The organism is Nostoc sp. PCC 7524 (assembly GCF_000316645.1).
GTDB lineage: Bacteria > Cyanobacteriota > Cyanobacteriia > Cyanobacteriales > Nostocaceae > Trichormus.
In genome coordinates, this window is the sequence record NC_019684.1 from 2,101,731 (window position 1) to 2,116,881 (window position 15,151).

Genomic DNA, 15,151 nt, shown 5'->3' on the forward strand with positions numbered 1-15,151 from the left:
AACCTAAAAACATACGGCCAGACATTCCCGGTACTGGTTTTGATGGCAGGTGTTTCATGGCTAAGACGATTGCGATTCACTCTTTTCGAGGTGGAACCGGTAAGACTAATTTAACAGCAAATTTAGCGGTAGCGATCGCTCTCCAAGGACACCGAGTTGCTATAGTTGATGCTGACTTACAATCACCAGGTCTTCATGCTTTATTTAAACCTGATGAAATGGGTGCAGTTTATACCCTCAATGATTATTTGTGGCAACGCAGTTCTATTCGGGATGCAGTTTGTGATGTTACCTCTGATTTAGGAATTACGGGGCAGGGTAAAGTTTTTCTGGTTCCCTCTAGTGTTAATGCTGATGAAATTGCCAGAATTGAGTACGAGGGATACAACGTTAGTTTACTCAACAGAGGATTTCAGCAATTAACTGAAGAATTAGCATTAGATTATCTCTTCATTGATACTCATCCCGGATTGTGCCGAGAAACATTACTATCTATCGCTATCTCTGACTTACTATTTGTGATTTTGCGTCCAGATTGCCAGGATTTTCAAGGGACATCTGTAACAGTTAATGTTGCTCGTCAATTAAAAGTTAAGAAGATGATGTTGGTAGTTAATAAGGCACCCAACCAGATGGACTTATTAGCACTGCAACAAAAAGTAGAGCAGACTTATCAACTTACTATAGCCGGCATACTACCACTATCAGAAGATATGGTCAATCTTGGTAGCTATGGATTGTTTTGTTTACAGTATCCCCACCATTTATTGACGCAAATGCTCAACCAAATTGCTAGTACAGCCATGACAGTCGTTTGCACTCCGGCAGTAGAAACAGATAACTTATGTGTTACGGGAGCAAAAACTTAAAAAATGCAAACTTCTAGATCAGTGGGGTCATAAACCTGTAAATTTATCTGTGAAGGTGATCAGGCACACAAAAACGTCGCACAATGACAAACCCTAGCCAAGAGCAAACAATTTCCTTTGAAGTAGCTTTAAGATTGGCAGATGCAGCCGTTTTTGCCAAAACCTCCCGACATTTAAAAAATATTGAAGTTGCGGTTTTGCGTGGTGCTTTACTAGGTCAAAAATACGATGAAATTGCTACAGCTAGTGGTTATACACCTGAATACATTAAGCACGATGTCGGGCCTAAATTATGGCAAACTCTTTCATCTAGTTTGGGAGAAAAAGTCAGCAAAACTAATTTAATGGCAGTTTTGGCACAGCAAGCAACCACAGCCACCAGCCAAAAACCTGTTTTATCTGCCGTATCTCCCCAGATATCTAGCAACTTAGAACCACCAGTGGGACTCATACCACTAGAATCGGCGCTGTATGTTGAACGCCCCCCTGTAGAGTCTCGCTGTTATGAAGAGATTACCAGACTTGGTGCGTTAATTCGCATCAAAGCACCAAGTCAAATGGGGAAAACTTCCCTAATGGTGAGAATACTAGCTTATGCTAAAGAACAATCTAGCCAAAATGGGGATACTTCAGAAGTACACACAGTTGCACTCAGCTTACAACGAGCAGATAGAGCAATTTTTAGTGATTTAGATAAATTTTTGCGCTGGTTTTGTGCTGCTATTACGCGCAAACTGCATTTATCGCACCGTGTAGATGATTATTGGAGTGACACCTTTGGCAGCAAAAGTAACTGCACAGCTTATTTTGAAGACTGTGTGTTACCAGAGATTAATGGTGTTTTAGTATTAGCGTTAGATCAAGTTGATGAGGTATTCTTACACCCAGAAATAGCTGACGATTTCTTTACATTATTGCGTTCTTGGTATGAAGAAGCAGCCTATGGAGATAGTGGCAATTCTCTCTGGCAAAATCTCCGGTTGGTGATTGTTCATTCTACAGAAGTTTATATTCCTTTAGATATTAATAAATCTCCCTTTAATGTGGGTTTAGCAATTGAGTTGCAAGCTTTTAACAAACAACAAGTTTTAGATTTAGCTCAACGTTATGGTTTGCACTTATCAGAGAGTGAACTATCTGCTTTGATAGCACTGGTTTCTGGACATCCATACCTGATACAGCAGGCACTTTATCACCTAGCGCAACAAGACCTAACTCTCAATCAATTGTTACAAACAGCCGCCACCGATGCAGGGATTTATAGTAATCATCTGCACAGACATTTACGTAGCCTGCAAGAACATACACAATTAGCGGCTGCTTATGCACAGGTTTTGAATTCTCCCACACCAGTAGAGATAGAACAGCTGTTAGCCTTCAAGTTACACAGTATGGGACTCGTTACCCTGCTAGGAAATCAAGTAACACCCAGTTGTGAATTATATCGGCAATATTTTAAGGCCTAGCTTCAGCCGATTTCATGCGTTCTTCACCAACTTCTGCCCTTGCTTCTGCAATGATGTCTTCCCAGGTTTCACCTAAGTCTGTGAGGGCGTGTTTATTGTTTTCATACAAGGCAATTCCCTTTTTGACAATTGCTTTCGCTAAGGGTCTACCAACCCCACCTATGACTGGTAATAATACAGGGATAAGAACTATACCTACAATCCCTGTAATTCCTAATCCTTCTGCTAAATCTCCCAGGTCGGGTAAAAGTTTAACTGACATATTTTTAACCCCCTGTTTTACTTAATTTAATTTTAACTTAAAAACTTAGTCTTCTAAATTCCAACCCAGAGCAGTGGCAACTTGACCAGCTAATTCTAACGGATTAAAGGGTTTAGCGATCGCAGTTACCATTCCTAGTTGTGAGTAACGACGGCGATCAGTAGCTTGGATTTTGGCGGTTAATAAAATCACAGGTATGTCTTTAGTAACTGGATTGGCTTGCAGTTTCTCAAAGGTAGCGATACCATCCATATCTGGCATCATCACATCTAAAAGAATGGCATCTGGTTGACAAGCTGCGGCTTGGCTAATTCCTTCTTTGCCAGAACTCGCTGTCATCACTTCCCAGCCTGCGACTGTTTCTAGGCAGATTTTGGCGACTTCTTGAATATATTGCTCGTTATCAACCACTAGAATTCGCTTGGTGTTCATAACTGCTAGCCTCTTGTATGTTATGGGTAATTCGTTGCAGTAGTTCTATCACCCGTTGTTCAAATTCTTGGGTGGTGATCCGTCCTTTGGTCAAAAATTCTGTATTTCCTAGCTTAAGTCTTTTACGCTCTGATTCATCCAAATCTTGGGCTGAATATACTACTAAAGGAATGTTACACAGGCGATTATGTTGCTGTAGCCAATCTACCACTGTAAAACCGTCAATTTCGGGCAGAATCAAATCCAGAATCAATAAATCAGGATTCACTTCTTGGCTAAGACGGATGGCTTCTCTACCTGTTCTGGCTTGGAAGGTTTCAATATCATGGCGTTCAAACAGGGTACTCAGTAAGTCTGCTAAATCAGCATCATCTTCCACAATCAAAATCCTAGCTCGCTGGGACGATTTCGCAATGACTGTTCTCAGGGAATGTAAGAGATAGCTTTCTTGGACTGGTTTACTCACCCAATCCACAAAGTCTGCGCTTTTTTGGCTACTGCTGCTTTGCTTGTAGACACTGCAAATCACAATGGGAATGTCTTGAGTTTCGGCTCGTTCTTTCAATAATGCCATCGTTTCCCAACCATTCATCCCAGGCATGAGTAAATCTAGTAAAATCACATCAGGATGTTGGTGAGATGCTAAGGCGATCGCATCTTCACCACTAGCTACAGTTATGACTCGATATCCCCCTCTCTCTAACAGCGTTTGTAGTTCAATGCGAATTACAGGATCATCGTCGCAGACTAAGACTAGGGGGGAGTGGGGAGTGGGGAGGGGGGAGTGGGCAATGGGGGAGGAGTCTACTAATTCTAGACTGGGGGAAACTGGTAAAATCGGTAATGTAAAGTAAAAGGTGCTGCCTTCCCCTAGGACACTTTCTACCCAAATCCGCCCACCGTGCTGTTGTACAATACTCTGACAAATGGCCAAGCCTAAACCTGTACCGTCATGGTTGCGGGAATCGGAAGAATCTACCTGTTGAAACCGTTCAAAAATAGTCTGGAGTTTGTCAGTAGGAATACCGCGTCCAGTATCTTTGACTGTCAGTAAGATTTCATCACCGTACTGTTGACCTACCAACCAGACAGTTTTTTCCGGCGTGGAGAATTTTATCGCATTACTTAGCAAATTAGTCAAGGTCTGTACAATCCGATCTGGATCTACCCATAGTTGCACTGGTGGGCTAGAAATTGAGAGTTTTACCTGTGCTTTATTCGCTAAGGGCTGCATAATACTGACGGCTGATTCAATCAATTCGGTCAGGTTGCAGGTTTCTCGTTCCATTTTTACCTTACCTGACTCGATGCGCTCAATGTCTAGGATGTCATTAATCAAACGAACTAAACGCTCTGTACTATCGGTAGCAATTTGCAGCAGGCGTTTACCTTGCTCAGAGTCTGCTGACAATAAACCACTGGTGAGCATTCCCAAGGAGCCATGTATTGAAGTCAGGGGAGTGCGGAGTTCATGGCTGACTACAGACACAAACTCATCTTTCATCCGCCCAATTTGTTTTTGCTCTGTAACATCACGCAGGATAACTGTATAAATTACCTCGTTATTTATATGCAGTTTTGATATAGAAGCCTCTGCGGGGAATTCCGTTCCATCCTTGCGACAACCATATATTTCCCGCCGTTCTCCCATGCGCCGTGCCATGCTAGGAGATTGTCTAAAACCGGTGACGTGCTGACGGTGAGCCTCGGCAAAACGCTGGGGTAAGAGAACATTCAGGCTCTGTCCGATAATTTCTTGGGCAGAGTAGCCAAATATTTTCTCGGCTCCTTGGTTAAAGATGGTGATTTTTTGGCTACCATCAATAGAAATGATGGCATCATCGGCAATATCTAAAATCCGGGCTAGTCTAACTTGGGAAATCCTTAGTTCTGCCTCTACGCGCTGACGTTCTTCTAGTTCAGAATGCAACTGTCGGTTGACGTTGACTAACTCTGCCGTTCTCTCGGCGACTCTTAACTCTAGTTCATTATTAGCTGTTTGTAGGGCGGCTGCGATTTGTTTGCGATTGCTGATATCTTTGGCTGTCCCCAGCATTCGGACTGCTACACCAGATGGGTTGTAGTAGAGTTTACCTGTACCCTCAACCCAGTGAATGCTACCATCTGGCCAGACGACGCGAAATTCATGATTAAAATCAGTTTTGTGTTGTTGGGCTGTATGGAATGCTTGCTCTAACCCTGGCCAGTCTTCCGGGAAAACACAGGCTTGAAATGTTTTATAAGAGTCATTAAAATTACCTGGCTCCAGACCAAATAACCGCGCATGACTATCAGACCATGTGATGTGGTTGGTGGTCAAGTCCCAATCCCAAATGCCTAGATTAACTGCTTCCAGAACCAGGGCGAGACTTTCTTCACTTTCTCGCAGGGCTGTTTCAGCTCGTTGGCGATCGCGCTGATTACGTAATGCTAAAATTCCATAGGCTAAGTCTGCTGTTAACTCTTCTAAAAGTTTCACCTCATTCACATCAAAAGCATCTGGTTCAGCAGCATAAAGATTCAACGCTCCAAAAGCTTGACCATTAGCTAGTAAAGGTAAAGCAATAGAAGCCGCATAACCCCGACTGATAGCTTGACACCGCCAAATTTCATAACGGCTATCGGTCAAAATATTTTGAATAATTGTAGTTTTGCCTGTACGGATGGCGCTACCTGTCGGCCCTTGACCACGAATCGTATCAGCCCAGGTAAGATGGAGAGATTGCAGATATCCATCCTCATAGCCTGCTTGAGCCACAGGGCGAATATTCTTGAGTGTATCATGTTCCGCGTAGGCTACCCAGGCCAAGCGATAGCCCCCGACTTTGACAATAATTTCACAAACTTGATGCAGTAAATCGTTTTCGTCTTGGGCGCGACAGAGTACCTGATTACAGTTACTCAATGTTTGCAATGTCCGATTGACTCGCTGAATTTCTGCTTCTACTTGTTTGTAATCGGTAGTATCTCGTGTAATTGCCAACTGCACCAAGCTACCATTTGCGGTGTTATGCAAAGGTACAGCATGAGTTGCCATCCAACGCCGATGACCCTGACAAGTGATAATCTCGAATTCTAGACTACCTTTTTGTCCTTGACACACACTTGCATTCAGTTGGCGAAATGCTTGTTGGTACTCAGGCGCAATGAAATTATACACAGACTGCCCCACTACTGCGCCAGGGTGATCAGCTTCGAGGATCGCCAAACCGGCAGGATTGATTTCCAATATAGTCCCATCAGCCGCCACAATTTTGACACACTCTGGTTCAGCATCAAAGATGGCGCGTCCGTTGGTGAAGAAGGGAGTGGGGAGTGGGTAGTGGGGATTGGGGAGTGGGGATTGGGGACTGGGGACTGGGGACTGAGTAAAAGATTTTTCTTGTTCTCCTCTACTCCCCTGCTCCTCTGCACCCCTGCACCCCTGCTTACCTCCTACCTCCTTCTGGCTGACTCGTCGTAGCAGTTTCACCCGTTCTAGGCGATTGATAATCCGTGTTACCAGTTCTGGCCCGATGATGGGTTTGCTTACGAAGTCGTCAGCACCAACGCTGTAGACTTGATTAACGATTTCTGCGTCGCTGTGAACGGTGAGAAATAGTATTGGTAACTCGCTCCATTGGGCATCGTTACGAACTACTTGACATAGTTCTATGCCGTTAGTGTGGGGCATTTCTACATCCAGAATTAATAAATCTGGGGTTTCGGCTTTTAATGTTTCCCAAAAACGGCGAGGATCATCTAGGGTAATGACTTTTAGCCCCCAAGGATGGAGGAGGGTTTGCAATAAGGCGAGAATTTTGGGATCGTCGTCTACAGCTAATACTTTGGCTTCGGCGTTGGGAACTTGTTGTAAAATTTGAGCGATCGCTCCCATAACCTCAGATGCAGGTTGGGGTTTCTGTAAAAAGGTGTGTTCCCCTTGACGCGCTAGTTGTAGACGGTGCTGAAAATCTGTCTGTTCTGTGAAAACTATGACTGGTACAGGTGGTTTACATTGGGCTAGTTCTGCTAAGAAATTCAAACTATCTTCTTGATGGGCAGAAACACCAGGATTAAGTAGCACTAAACTGGGATGCTCTTGGTATAGTATGTTTCTAGCTTGCTTGAGATTGGTAGTAGTCGTCACTTGCCATTCTCCACCAGTCGATGCTTGTGTTAACTGTTCAGCTAAAACAGCATCCCTATCAACTACCAATACCAAGGGCAGTGAATGATTCACAGATGGCGAAGATTCGGCTCCTGGTTGTTGCCCTGCAACTTCTTGGCGCAATGCTTGCACCCAATTCTGTACCTTGGTAATCTCTTTCGGAGTCCAATTTGGCTCAGATTTCAATAGCTGTTCAATTTTGCGTGCTAATTTCGAGCCTTCAGGTAAACCAAACGTCCCCAAAGATCCTGCTAAAGTATGGGCTTCTTGTCTAGCTTGCAAATGTAATTCTAAATTTAAAGCCCCTTGGGTAATAGCTAATGCTGCCTGTTCTATAACTCTAACTTGCTGATCCACCCGCCCGTAAAATTTTCGCCAAATGCCTGCTATGGCTGTCAGTGTGGTATCCGACTGAGACTTACCACCAGACTGAGATTTTTCCTTCTTCCCTGCTCCCTTGCTTTCTTCCTCTTGGGGTTTGAGTCGATAGCCAATACCATAAACTGTTTCAATTAAATCACTAGCAGCCCCCACATTTCTGAGCTTCATGCGTAAGCCTTTTATATGGGTGCGGACTGCTTCCTCACCGGGAGTATCTTCATAAGACCAAAGATGCTCTAAAATCATTGAACAGCTAAACACCCGGCGGCGATTTCGCAAAAATAACTCTAAAAGTGCATATTCTTTAGGAGTTAGTGATAGTAATTGCTCTCCATAGGTAACTTCACAACTGCTAGGGTCAAGCTGTAAATTACCACATTCTAAAATTGGTTGTGATATTGTCCCTCCTCGTCGCAACAGCGCCCGTACACGGGCAACCAATTCTTCTTCATCAAAGGGTTTGACTACATAATCATCTGCACCTGCATCTAAACCAATGGCTTTTTCATGACTACTATCACAACCTGTTAATAACAGGATGGGCATTTGCCGCCCATTTGACCTAATTTGCCGACAAAGACTAATACCATCCCGCTTGGGCAGCATGACATCTAAAAGAATTAAATCATAATCATAAGTTTGGATTAAATCCCAAGCCGCATCACCATCAGTTGCCACTTCCACTACATAGTTTTGATTTGTGAGAACGGCTGTCAGCGCATAAGCGTTTAATTCGTCATCCTCTACAACTAAAATTTTCATATTAAATTAATATTTAAGCAATAATTGAGCAAATTTTCTAACTTATAACCCGAAATTAGTAATATTTGGAACTTAAACGTATATTAAATGATTGCTCTCTTGATTATTAATGTTAATTAACAAATATCTATATTTATCAAACTTTAGAAATAGATTTACTATGAAAATCTGCATATTTAAATTTATATTTTTATACAAAAAATAATACTAATCATAATTGTACAAAAAACATGATGGCGATCGCTATTCACAAGTTATGGCGATATTTAGCCAAAAACATCAATATCAATCATTTTTCCCCGGATTAGGCGCGAGTTACTACCTTCCTCACAAGTTCCTCAAATTGTTGTCTTATAAACAATAGTGTGGGGTGAATGAGTGCTGAGTAATGTTAACGGTAGGGCGGCGTTTAGCCGGTGCTGTTAGCTTTGTTCGGGGCGTGAGCAGCGTACTGATTCACAGATTCTAGTCTCTAGACTCTTTATTTCACTAAGACTAACTACTAAAAGAACTTAATTTAAGACCAAAAACCTCAATGAATAATGATAGAGGTCTATATGCTGAAAAAAATTTTAGTTGCATTGGATCGCTCGGAAACAGGACAACAAGTTTTTGAACAAGCATTAACTTTAGCCAAGGCAACACAAGCCAGTTTAATGTTGTTACACGTTTTGTCACCAGAAGAAGACGGTAGTCCTAACATCCCTATGGTATCCACTTATGACTACTATCCGGGATTAAGTGGTCAAAGCTTTGAAGTATATCAAAAACAATGGGATCGCTTTAAAGATGAAGGATTGAAGATGTTGCAATCCTTGAGTGCTAAAGCTAACACCGTAGAGGTATCTACGGAATTTCAACAAATTCTAGGTAGTCCTGGACGCACAATTTGTAAATTAGCGACTACGTGGAACGCTGATTTAATCGTCATGGGACACAGGGGTTTAGCTGGGTTTAAAGAACTATTCCTGGGTAGTGTAAGTAACTACGTCCTTCACCATGCGCCCTGTTCAGTTCACATAGTCCATTGTCCAGATACAGCGAAAGCAACGGATACGCAAAAACGTGTAGAGGGTGTGGGGGTGTAGGGGAATAGGGGAGCAGGGGAGCAGGGGAGCAGAGGGGATGAGGGGGATGTAGCGTCAGCTTCTCTTACGATGGCGTAAGCCTACCCGCAGGGTGGGAGACAAGGGAGAGTCTTCCCAATCCCCAGTCCCCAATCCCCAGTCCCCAGTCCCCAGTCCCCAATCCCCAATCCCTCATTCCTGTAATTTTGAATTCGGAGTGTAGCGACGTGACAGCAACTTCACCACCACATCATGCTCATCCCAGTGGGGATAAACGCTTGAAGATGCTAGATGCAACTATCAAGCGTCATCAATATCAACAAGATGCACTGATTGAAATTCTCCATAAAGCTCAAGAACTGTTTGGCTACCTGGAAAATGATTTACTGCTGTATATCGCCCATAACCTGAAACTGCCACCTAGTCGGGTTTATGGGGTGGCAACTTTCTATCATTTGTTTTCTTTAGCACCACAAGGTACTCATAGTTGTGTGGTGTGTACAGGTACAGCTTGTTACGTAAAAGGCGCACCAGCAATTTTGGCAAATTTGGAAAAATCTACGCAAATTCACGCTGGTGAAACTACTGCTGACGGTCAATTATCACTACTCACAGCTCGTTGTTTAGGTGCTTGTGGAATTGCCCCGGCGGTGGTGTTTGATGGCACAGTGTTAGGCCATCAAACCCCGGAATCTGTTTGCGATCGCGTGGAAGGATGGCTCAAACATGGAACTGACTGAACTATTAGAAATCGCTCGCCAAGAACGTTCCCAAACTAAACCAATCCAAATTCGTTGTTGTACGGCGGCTGGGTGTCTTTCTGCTAACTCGCAAGCGGTTAAGGAAAAATTAGAAGAGTCCGCCAAAGCAGAGGGTTTGGAGAAAGAAGTACAAGTCTCTGGCGTGGGCTGTATGCGCTTGTGCTGTCAGGGGCCTTTAGTGGAAGTTGAGAAAATGGGGACTGAGAAAGATACCCTGTATGAAAAAGTTACTCCTGAAGATGCACCTGCAATTATTGACACGCTCAAAGGACAAGAGTCAACGCTGTCGGTAGTGAACTTAGACCAACCATTTTTTACATCCCAAAAGCCGATTGTATTAGAAAACAGTGGTAAAGTTGACCCCGATCGCATTCAATCTTACATTGCCACTGGTGGTTATCAAGCTCTATACCATGTTCTCAGGGAGATGACATCGGCGGAAGTTGTAGACACAATTAGCCGCAGTGGTTTACGGGGACGTGGTGGTGCTGGTTATCCCACGGGTTTGAAATGGGCAACGGTAGCTAAAGCTCAGGGAGAGCGCAAATTTGTTATCTGTAACGCCGATGAAGGTGATCCCGGCGCATTCATGGATCGGAGTGTGTTGGAAAGTGATCCCCATCGGGTGTTAGAGGGAATGGCGATCGCAGCCTATGCTGTGGGTGCAAGTCAAGGTTATATCTATGTCCGAGCAGAATATCCCACCGCCATTAAACGCTTACAAACTGCCATTCATCAAGCCCAACGCCTCGGTATTTTAGGTAGTCAAATTTTCGAGTCTCCCTTTGATTTCAAAATCGATATCCGCATTGGTGCAGGAGCTTATGTTTGCGGTGAAGAAACGGCTTTAATGGCTTCTATCGAAGGTAAACGCGGCTTACCTAGTCCCCGTCCCCCCTATCCGGCGGAATCTGGTTTATGGGGACATCCCACCTTAATTAACAATGTGGAAACCTTTGCTAATATTGCACCCATTATCCGTAAAAGTGCGGACTGGTTCGCTAGTATCGGTACTGCCAAAAGCAAAGGGACAAAAGTATTTGCGCTAGCAGGCAAAATCCGCAACACAGGTTTAATAGAGGTGCCAATGGGTACTTCCTTAAGGCAAATAGTAGAAGAAATGGGTGGCGGTATTCCCGATGATGGTATTGCTAAAGCAGTACAAACAGGTGGCCCCTCTGGGGGATGTATTCCCGCCTCCGCCTTTGATACTCCTGTAGACTATGAATCCTTAACCAGCCTGGGTTCGATGATGGGTTCTGGTGGGATGATCGTTATGGATCAAACTACCAACATGGTAGATGTTGCCCGCTTCTTCATGGAATTTTGCATGGATGAATCCTGCGGTAAGTGCATTCCGTGCCGGGTAGGAACTGTGCAGTTACATGGATTATTAACCAAAATTAGCGAAGGTAAAGCATCACACGCGGATTTACAACTCCTAGAAGAACTATGCGACATGGTGAAGCACACCAGCTTATGCGGTTTAGGCCAGTCTGCGCCCAATCCTGTCTTTAGTACCCTGCGGTACTTTCATGATGAGTATTTGGCTTTAGTTAAGGAGTAGGGGAGATGAGGAGGATGAGGGGGATGAGGAGGATAAGGGAGCGGGGGAGCAGAGGAGATATTTCCCAATAAGTCTTGACTTTTGACTTGTTTATGCCCCAATCCCCAAGCGTAACAGACTAAAGTATTGGATACGTATCATGACCGTAAAAACACTAACAATCGATGGTCAGATGGTCAGCGCCCGTGAGGAAGAAACGGTATTACAGGCGGCGCAAGCAGCTGGGATTCATATTCCTACACTGTGCCATTTAGAAGGTGTGGGAGATGTGGGTGCTTGTCGGCTGTGCTTGGTAGAAATTGCTGGCATGAATAAATTACTTCCGGCTTGCGTGACCAAAGTTACCGAAGGGATGGAAGTGACTACTAAGAGCGATCGCCTGCAAAATTACCGCCGCACCATCGTAGAAATGTTGTTTGCCGAAGGAAATCACATCTGCTCGGTGTGTGTTGCTAACGGTAACTGTGAACTGCAAGACTTAGCCATTGAAATGGGTATGGATCACGTACGTTTAGCCTACCATTTCCCCGATCGCAAAGTTGATTTATCTCACGATCGCTACGGCGTAGACCATAACCGTTGTGTTCTTTGTACGCGTTGCATCCGTGTATGTGACGAAATTGAAGGCGCACATACCTGGGATATGGCAGGGAGGGGAACAAAATCCCACGTCATCACCGACTTAAGCCAACCTTGGGGAACCTCCCAAACTTGTACCTCCTGCGGCAAATGCGTCAGTGCTTGCCCCACAGGTGCATTATTTTACCAAGGTTCCAGCGTCGGCGAAATGAAACGCGATCGCGCCAAACTTGATTTTTTAGTTACCGCACGGGAAAAACAGCAATGGAATCTTTAGGGACTGGGGATTGGGGACTGGGGACTGGGGATTGGGGACTGGAAAGCACTTCTCCCTCATCTCCCCCTACTCCCTCATCTCCCCCCACTCCCCCATCCTCACCCACACCAGGAGGTGAATTTGATGACGAAAATCAGACGAAAACCGAAACAGTACAACAGGAACAGCAAAATTCCGCACCTGTTTTCTATGTGTCTGTCTCCGACTTCTTTAAAAAGTCTATTTTGGTGGCTACTCTTGTTGGGGATTCTGACGATTTTTATGTTCCTGGGTTTAGGAAGTCTCTATACAGAAACAGTCATTGCAGCTGTCGAGCCACAAGAAACAGCCACAGCAGAACTTCTTTATCGCTCACAGACAAGATTAGATGATCAATCAGGAAAGGTTTGGCAAGTTGTCCTGTTTAAGCAAGTGTATCCCGGTGAAGGAGAAACTTTAAATCTGCGGTTGGTAGGGTTTCCCGGTTCCGCCGAACTCATCCATCCCCAACCCTTAAAAATTACCACCGCGACAGGCAAAGTCTTCTCTGCTGCTGATGTGTTCTTAAATGAAGCACCAGCACCAACCATCGGGCAGTATGACTTAAAAGCTATCTTGCCAACTTTACCAACAGAACCTCTAGTCTTGAGCATACCCCAACCCGGCGATCGCTCCATCAATATCTCTGTACCCCTGCGTGTTGTCCAAGAATGGCAAAGTCTGGGGAGTAGGGAGTAGGGAGTGGGGAGTGGGGGGAGATGGGGAAGTGGGGGGAGATGGGGGAGATGAGGGAGTGGGGGGAGATGGGGGAAATTTTTCCCAACAATTCTTTAATTTTGAATTTTGTGGGCGCAAGCCTTGTCGTAGACTATTTTGAATTATTATGTCTCGCTTGAAATTAGCAACAGTATGGTTAGGTGGCTGTTCTGGCTGTCATATGTCCTTTCTAGATTTGGACGAATGGCTGATTGATTTAGCCGCACAGACAGATGTAGTTTTTAGTCCCTTTGCTGATATTAAAAAATATCCAGAGGGTGTAGACGTGGTATTGGTAGAAGGTGCGATCGCTAATGAAGAACACTTGCAAACCATCCAGATTGTCAGGGAGCGTTCTAAAATCTTAATTTCCTTTGGTGACTGTGCTGTAACTGGTAATGTGACAGCTTTACGCAATCCTGTAGGTAATGCGGAAACAGTCCTACAACGTTCTTACATCCAAACAGCTGATCTTTATCCTCAGATTCCCCAAGAACCAGGTATTGTCCCCCCATTACTAGATCGGGTAACACCTGTACATACTGTAGTACCAGTTGACATTTATTTACCCGGCTGTCCCCCCTCAGCCACACGCATCCGCGCCGTTTTAGAGCCATTATTACGAGGAGAAAAACCACACTTAGAAGGACGTGAATTTATCAAGTTTGGGTAAGGGGGGACTGGGGACTGGGGATTGGGGACTGGGGATTGGGGAGGGAGAGAAGAAGAGAATTAAAAACTAAAATTTTCTGTTCTGAAGCCAAAGTTTCTCGTTCTGAGCCTGAAGTTTCCTGTTCTGAGCCTGAAGTTTCCTGTTCTGAACTCGAAGTTTCTGGTTCTGAACTCGAAGTTTCCTGTTCTGAACTCGAAGTTTCTCGTTTTGAGCCTGAAGTTTCTCGTTCTGAACTCAAAGTTTCTCGTTCTGAGCCTAAAGTTTCTCGTTCTGAACTCAAAGTTTCTCGTTCTGAACCTGAAGTTTCCTGTTCTGAACTCAAAGTTTCCTGTTCTGATCTCAAAGTTTCTCGTTCTGAACTCAAAGTTTCCTGTTCTGATCTCAAAGTTTCCCTACCTTCTCTTCTCTTATATCCCATCCCAGTCCCCACTCCCTACTCCCCACTCCCATCAATCAGCTAGCCTTTTTTAATTTTGAATTTATCGGGGTAATTATGTTAACAGCAGCAGACGTGATGACAAAAGATGTGGCGACTATTCGCAGTTCCGCCACTGTAGCCGAAGCAGTAAATTTGATGCGTGCTAGAGACTGGCGAGCCTTAATTGTAGATCGTCGCCATGAACAAGACGCTTACGGCATTATTAGCGAGAGCGACATTGTATATAAAGTTATTGCTTATGGTAAAGACCCTGGTAAAGTCAGAGTCTACGAAATCATGACCAAGCCTTGCATCTCAGTCAATCCCAACCTAGGTATAGAATACGTAGCTCGATTATTTGCTGACTATAATTTACACAGAGCGCCTGTAATCCAAGGGGAGTTATTGGGTATCATTTCCCTCACAGACATTTTGGCTCAAAGCAAATTCCTAGAACTACCTCGAACAGTTGTATTAGAGCAAGAATTACAAGACGAAATTCAAAAAGCCCGTGCTATTTGCGCCCAAAAAGGTGTTCGTTCCGAAGAATGCGCCGCCGCTTGGGATGTTGTCGAAGAACTGCAATCAGAAATCGCCCACCAAAGAGCCGAGAGAATTAGCAAAACCGCCTTTGATGAATATTGCGACGAATACCCCGAAGCACTAGAAGCAAGACTTTATGAGTGCTGAGTCCATAGTCCATAGTCCATAGTTATTCTCCCCATCTTCCCCATCTCCCCCTGCTCCCCTGC

The 15,151-nt window shown here is 44.3% G+C and carries 14 protein-coding genes; 10 read left to right on the forward strand and 4 right to left on the reverse strand.

The window, feature by feature from the left end:
- Positions 1 to 56 precede the first annotated feature (56 nt).
- Both NOS7524_RS08310 and NOS7524_RS08315 read left to right on the forward strand, forming a co-directional pair.
- On the forward strand, positions 57 to 869 hold the full coding sequence (locus NOS7524_RS08310) for a MinD/ParA family ATP-binding protein (protein WP_015138044.1): 813 nt from the start codon (positions 57 to 59) through the stop codon (positions 867 to 869).
- Between the two features lie 83 nt (positions 870 to 952).
- Entirely contained in the window at positions 953 to 2,335 is a 1,383-nt protein-coding gene (locus tag NOS7524_RS08315; protein ID WP_015138045.1) for an AAA-like domain-containing protein, read from the forward strand.
- On the opposite strand, the gene NOS7524_RS08320 is transcribed toward NOS7524_RS08315, so the two are convergent.
- The 3 genes from NOS7524_RS08320 to NOS7524_RS28370 are packed head-to-tail and all read right to left on the reverse strand — an operon-like array spanning position 2,325 to position 8,322.
- The gene (locus NOS7524_RS08320; protein ID WP_015138046.1) at positions 2,325 to 2,597 is read right to left on the reverse strand and encodes a DUF5132 domain-containing protein; all 273 of its coding nucleotides are present in this window, start codon (positions 2,595 to 2,597) and stop codon (positions 2,325 to 2,327) included. The genes NOS7524_RS08315 and NOS7524_RS08320 overlap by 11 nt on opposite strands.
- Before the next feature lie 45 nt (positions 2,598 to 2,642).
- A complete protein-coding gene (locus NOS7524_RS08325) occupies positions 2,643 to 3,029 on the reverse strand; it encodes a response regulator (RefSeq protein ID WP_015138047.1) in 387 nt (128 codons plus the stop codon).
- Positions 3,001 to 8,322, reverse strand: a complete 5,322-nt coding sequence (locus NOS7524_RS28370; RefSeq protein WP_015138048.1) for a response regulator — start codon at positions 8,320 to 8,322, stop codon at positions 3,001 to 3,003. Before NOS7524_RS28370 ends, NOS7524_RS08325 begins: the two co-directional genes overlap by 29 nt.
- Before the next feature lie 217 nt (positions 8,323 to 8,539).
- On the opposite strand from NOS7524_RS28370, the gene NOS7524_RS29900 reads away from it, so the two are divergent.
- The 7 genes from NOS7524_RS29900 to NOS7524_RS08360 all read left to right on the forward strand — a co-directional run bounded on the left by NOS7524_RS29900 (position 8,540) and on the right by NOS7524_RS08360 (position 13,981).
- Positions 8,540 to 8,686: a hypothetical protein gene (locus tag NOS7524_RS29900; RefSeq protein WP_171815359.1), complete on the forward strand. Its 147-nt coding sequence runs from the start codon at positions 8,540 to 8,542 to the stop codon at positions 8,684 to 8,686.
- A gap of 193 nt (positions 8,687 to 8,879) precedes the next feature.
- Positions 8,880 to 9,410 (forward strand): universal stress protein, encoded by a 531-nt coding sequence (locus tag NOS7524_RS08335; protein ID WP_015138049.1) that lies wholly within the window; start codon positions 8,880 to 8,882, stop codon positions 9,408 to 9,410.
- Positions 9,411 to 9,616: 206 nt separating this feature from the next.
- Complete coding sequence (gene hoxE / locus NOS7524_RS08340) at positions 9,617 to 10,129, forward strand: bidirectional hydrogenase complex protein HoxE (RefSeq protein WP_015138050.1); 513 nt, start codon at positions 9,617 to 9,619, stop codon at positions 10,127 to 10,129.
- Positions 10,116 to 11,717 carry a NuoF family protein gene (locus tag NOS7524_RS08345; protein WP_015138051.1) on the forward strand — a complete coding sequence of 534 codons (1,602 nt, stop codon included), beginning with the start codon at positions 10,116 to 10,118 and terminating at the stop codon, positions 11,715 to 11,717. Before hoxE ends, NOS7524_RS08345 begins: the two co-directional genes overlap by 14 nt.
- Before the next feature lie 139 nt (positions 11,718 to 11,856).
- The gene (gene hoxU, locus NOS7524_RS08350) at positions 11,857 to 12,573 is read left to right on the forward strand and encodes a bidirectional hydrogenase complex protein HoxU (RefSeq protein ID WP_015138052.1); all 717 of its coding nucleotides are present in this window, start codon (positions 11,857 to 11,859) and stop codon (positions 12,571 to 12,573) included.
- A 123-nt stretch (positions 12,574 to 12,696) separates the two neighbouring features.
- Entirely contained in the window at positions 12,697 to 13,290 is a 594-nt protein-coding gene (locus NOS7524_RS08355; protein WP_015138053.1) for a DUF3122 domain-containing protein, read from the forward strand.
- Positions 13,291 to 13,435: 145 nt separating this feature from the next.
- Positions 13,436 to 13,981, forward strand: coding sequence for a coenzyme F420-reducing hydrogenase subunit gamma (locus NOS7524_RS08360; protein WP_015138054.1), 546 nt, complete (start codon positions 13,436 to 13,438; stop codon positions 13,979 to 13,981).
- On the opposite strand, the gene NOS7524_RS29905 is transcribed toward NOS7524_RS08360, so the two are convergent.
- The gene (locus NOS7524_RS29905; protein ID WP_171815360.1) at positions 13,968 to 14,366 is read right to left on the reverse strand and encodes a hypothetical protein; all 399 of its coding nucleotides are present in this window, start codon (positions 14,364 to 14,366) and stop codon (positions 13,968 to 13,970) included. The genes NOS7524_RS08360 and NOS7524_RS29905 overlap by 14 nt on opposite strands.
- A gap of 108 nt (positions 14,367 to 14,474) precedes the next feature.
- Here NOS7524_RS29905 and NOS7524_RS08370 point away from each other — a divergent pair, with 108 nt between their 5' ends.
- The gene (locus NOS7524_RS08370; protein WP_015138056.1) at positions 14,475 to 15,089 is read left to right on the forward strand and encodes a CP12 domain-containing protein; all 615 of its coding nucleotides are present in this window, start codon (positions 14,475 to 14,477) and stop codon (positions 15,087 to 15,089) included.
- Positions 15,090 to 15,151: the final 62 nt, after the last annotated feature.

Bases quoted from the DNA above. Each gene is read 5' to 3' on its own strand.
- NOS7524_RS08355 (WP_015138053.1), top strand. From the start codon at position 12,697: ATGACGAAAATCAGACGAAAACCGAAACAGTACAACAGGAACAGCAAA.
- NOS7524_RS08345 (WP_015138051.1), top strand. From the start codon at position 10,116: ATGGAACTGACTGAACTATTAGAAATCGCTCGCCAAGAACGTTCCCAA.
- hoxU (WP_015138052.1), top strand. From the start codon at position 11,857: ATGACCGTAAAAACACTAACAATCGATGGTCAGATGGTCAGCGCCCGT.
- NOS7524_RS08315 (WP_015138045.1), top strand. From the start codon at position 953: ATGACAAACCCTAGCCAAGAGCAAACAATTTCCTTTGAAGTAGCTTTA.
- NOS7524_RS08310 (WP_015138044.1), top strand. From the start codon at position 57: ATGGCTAAGACGATTGCGATTCACTCTTTTCGAGGTGGAACCGGTAAG.
- NOS7524_RS08320 (WP_015138046.1), bottom strand. From the start codon at position 2,597: ATGTCAGTTAAACTTTTACCCGACCTGGGAGATTTAGCAGAAGGATTA.
- NOS7524_RS08325 (WP_015138047.1), bottom strand. From the start codon at position 3,029: ATGAACACCAAGCGAATTCTAGTGGTTGATAACGAGCAATATATTCAA.
- NOS7524_RS08370 (WP_015138056.1), top strand. From the start codon at position 14,475: ATGTTAACAGCAGCAGACGTGATGACAAAAGATGTGGCGACTATTCGC.
- NOS7524_RS08335 (WP_015138049.1), top strand. From the start codon at position 8,880: ATGCTGAAAAAAATTTTAGTTGCATTGGATCGCTCGGAAACAGGACAA.
- NOS7524_RS08360 (WP_015138054.1), top strand. From the start codon at position 13,436: ATGTCTCGCTTGAAATTAGCAACAGTATGGTTAGGTGGCTGTTCTGGC.
- NOS7524_RS28370 (WP_015138048.1), bottom strand. From the start codon at position 8,322: ATGAAAATTTTAGTTGTAGAGGATGACGAATTAAACGCTTATGCGCTG.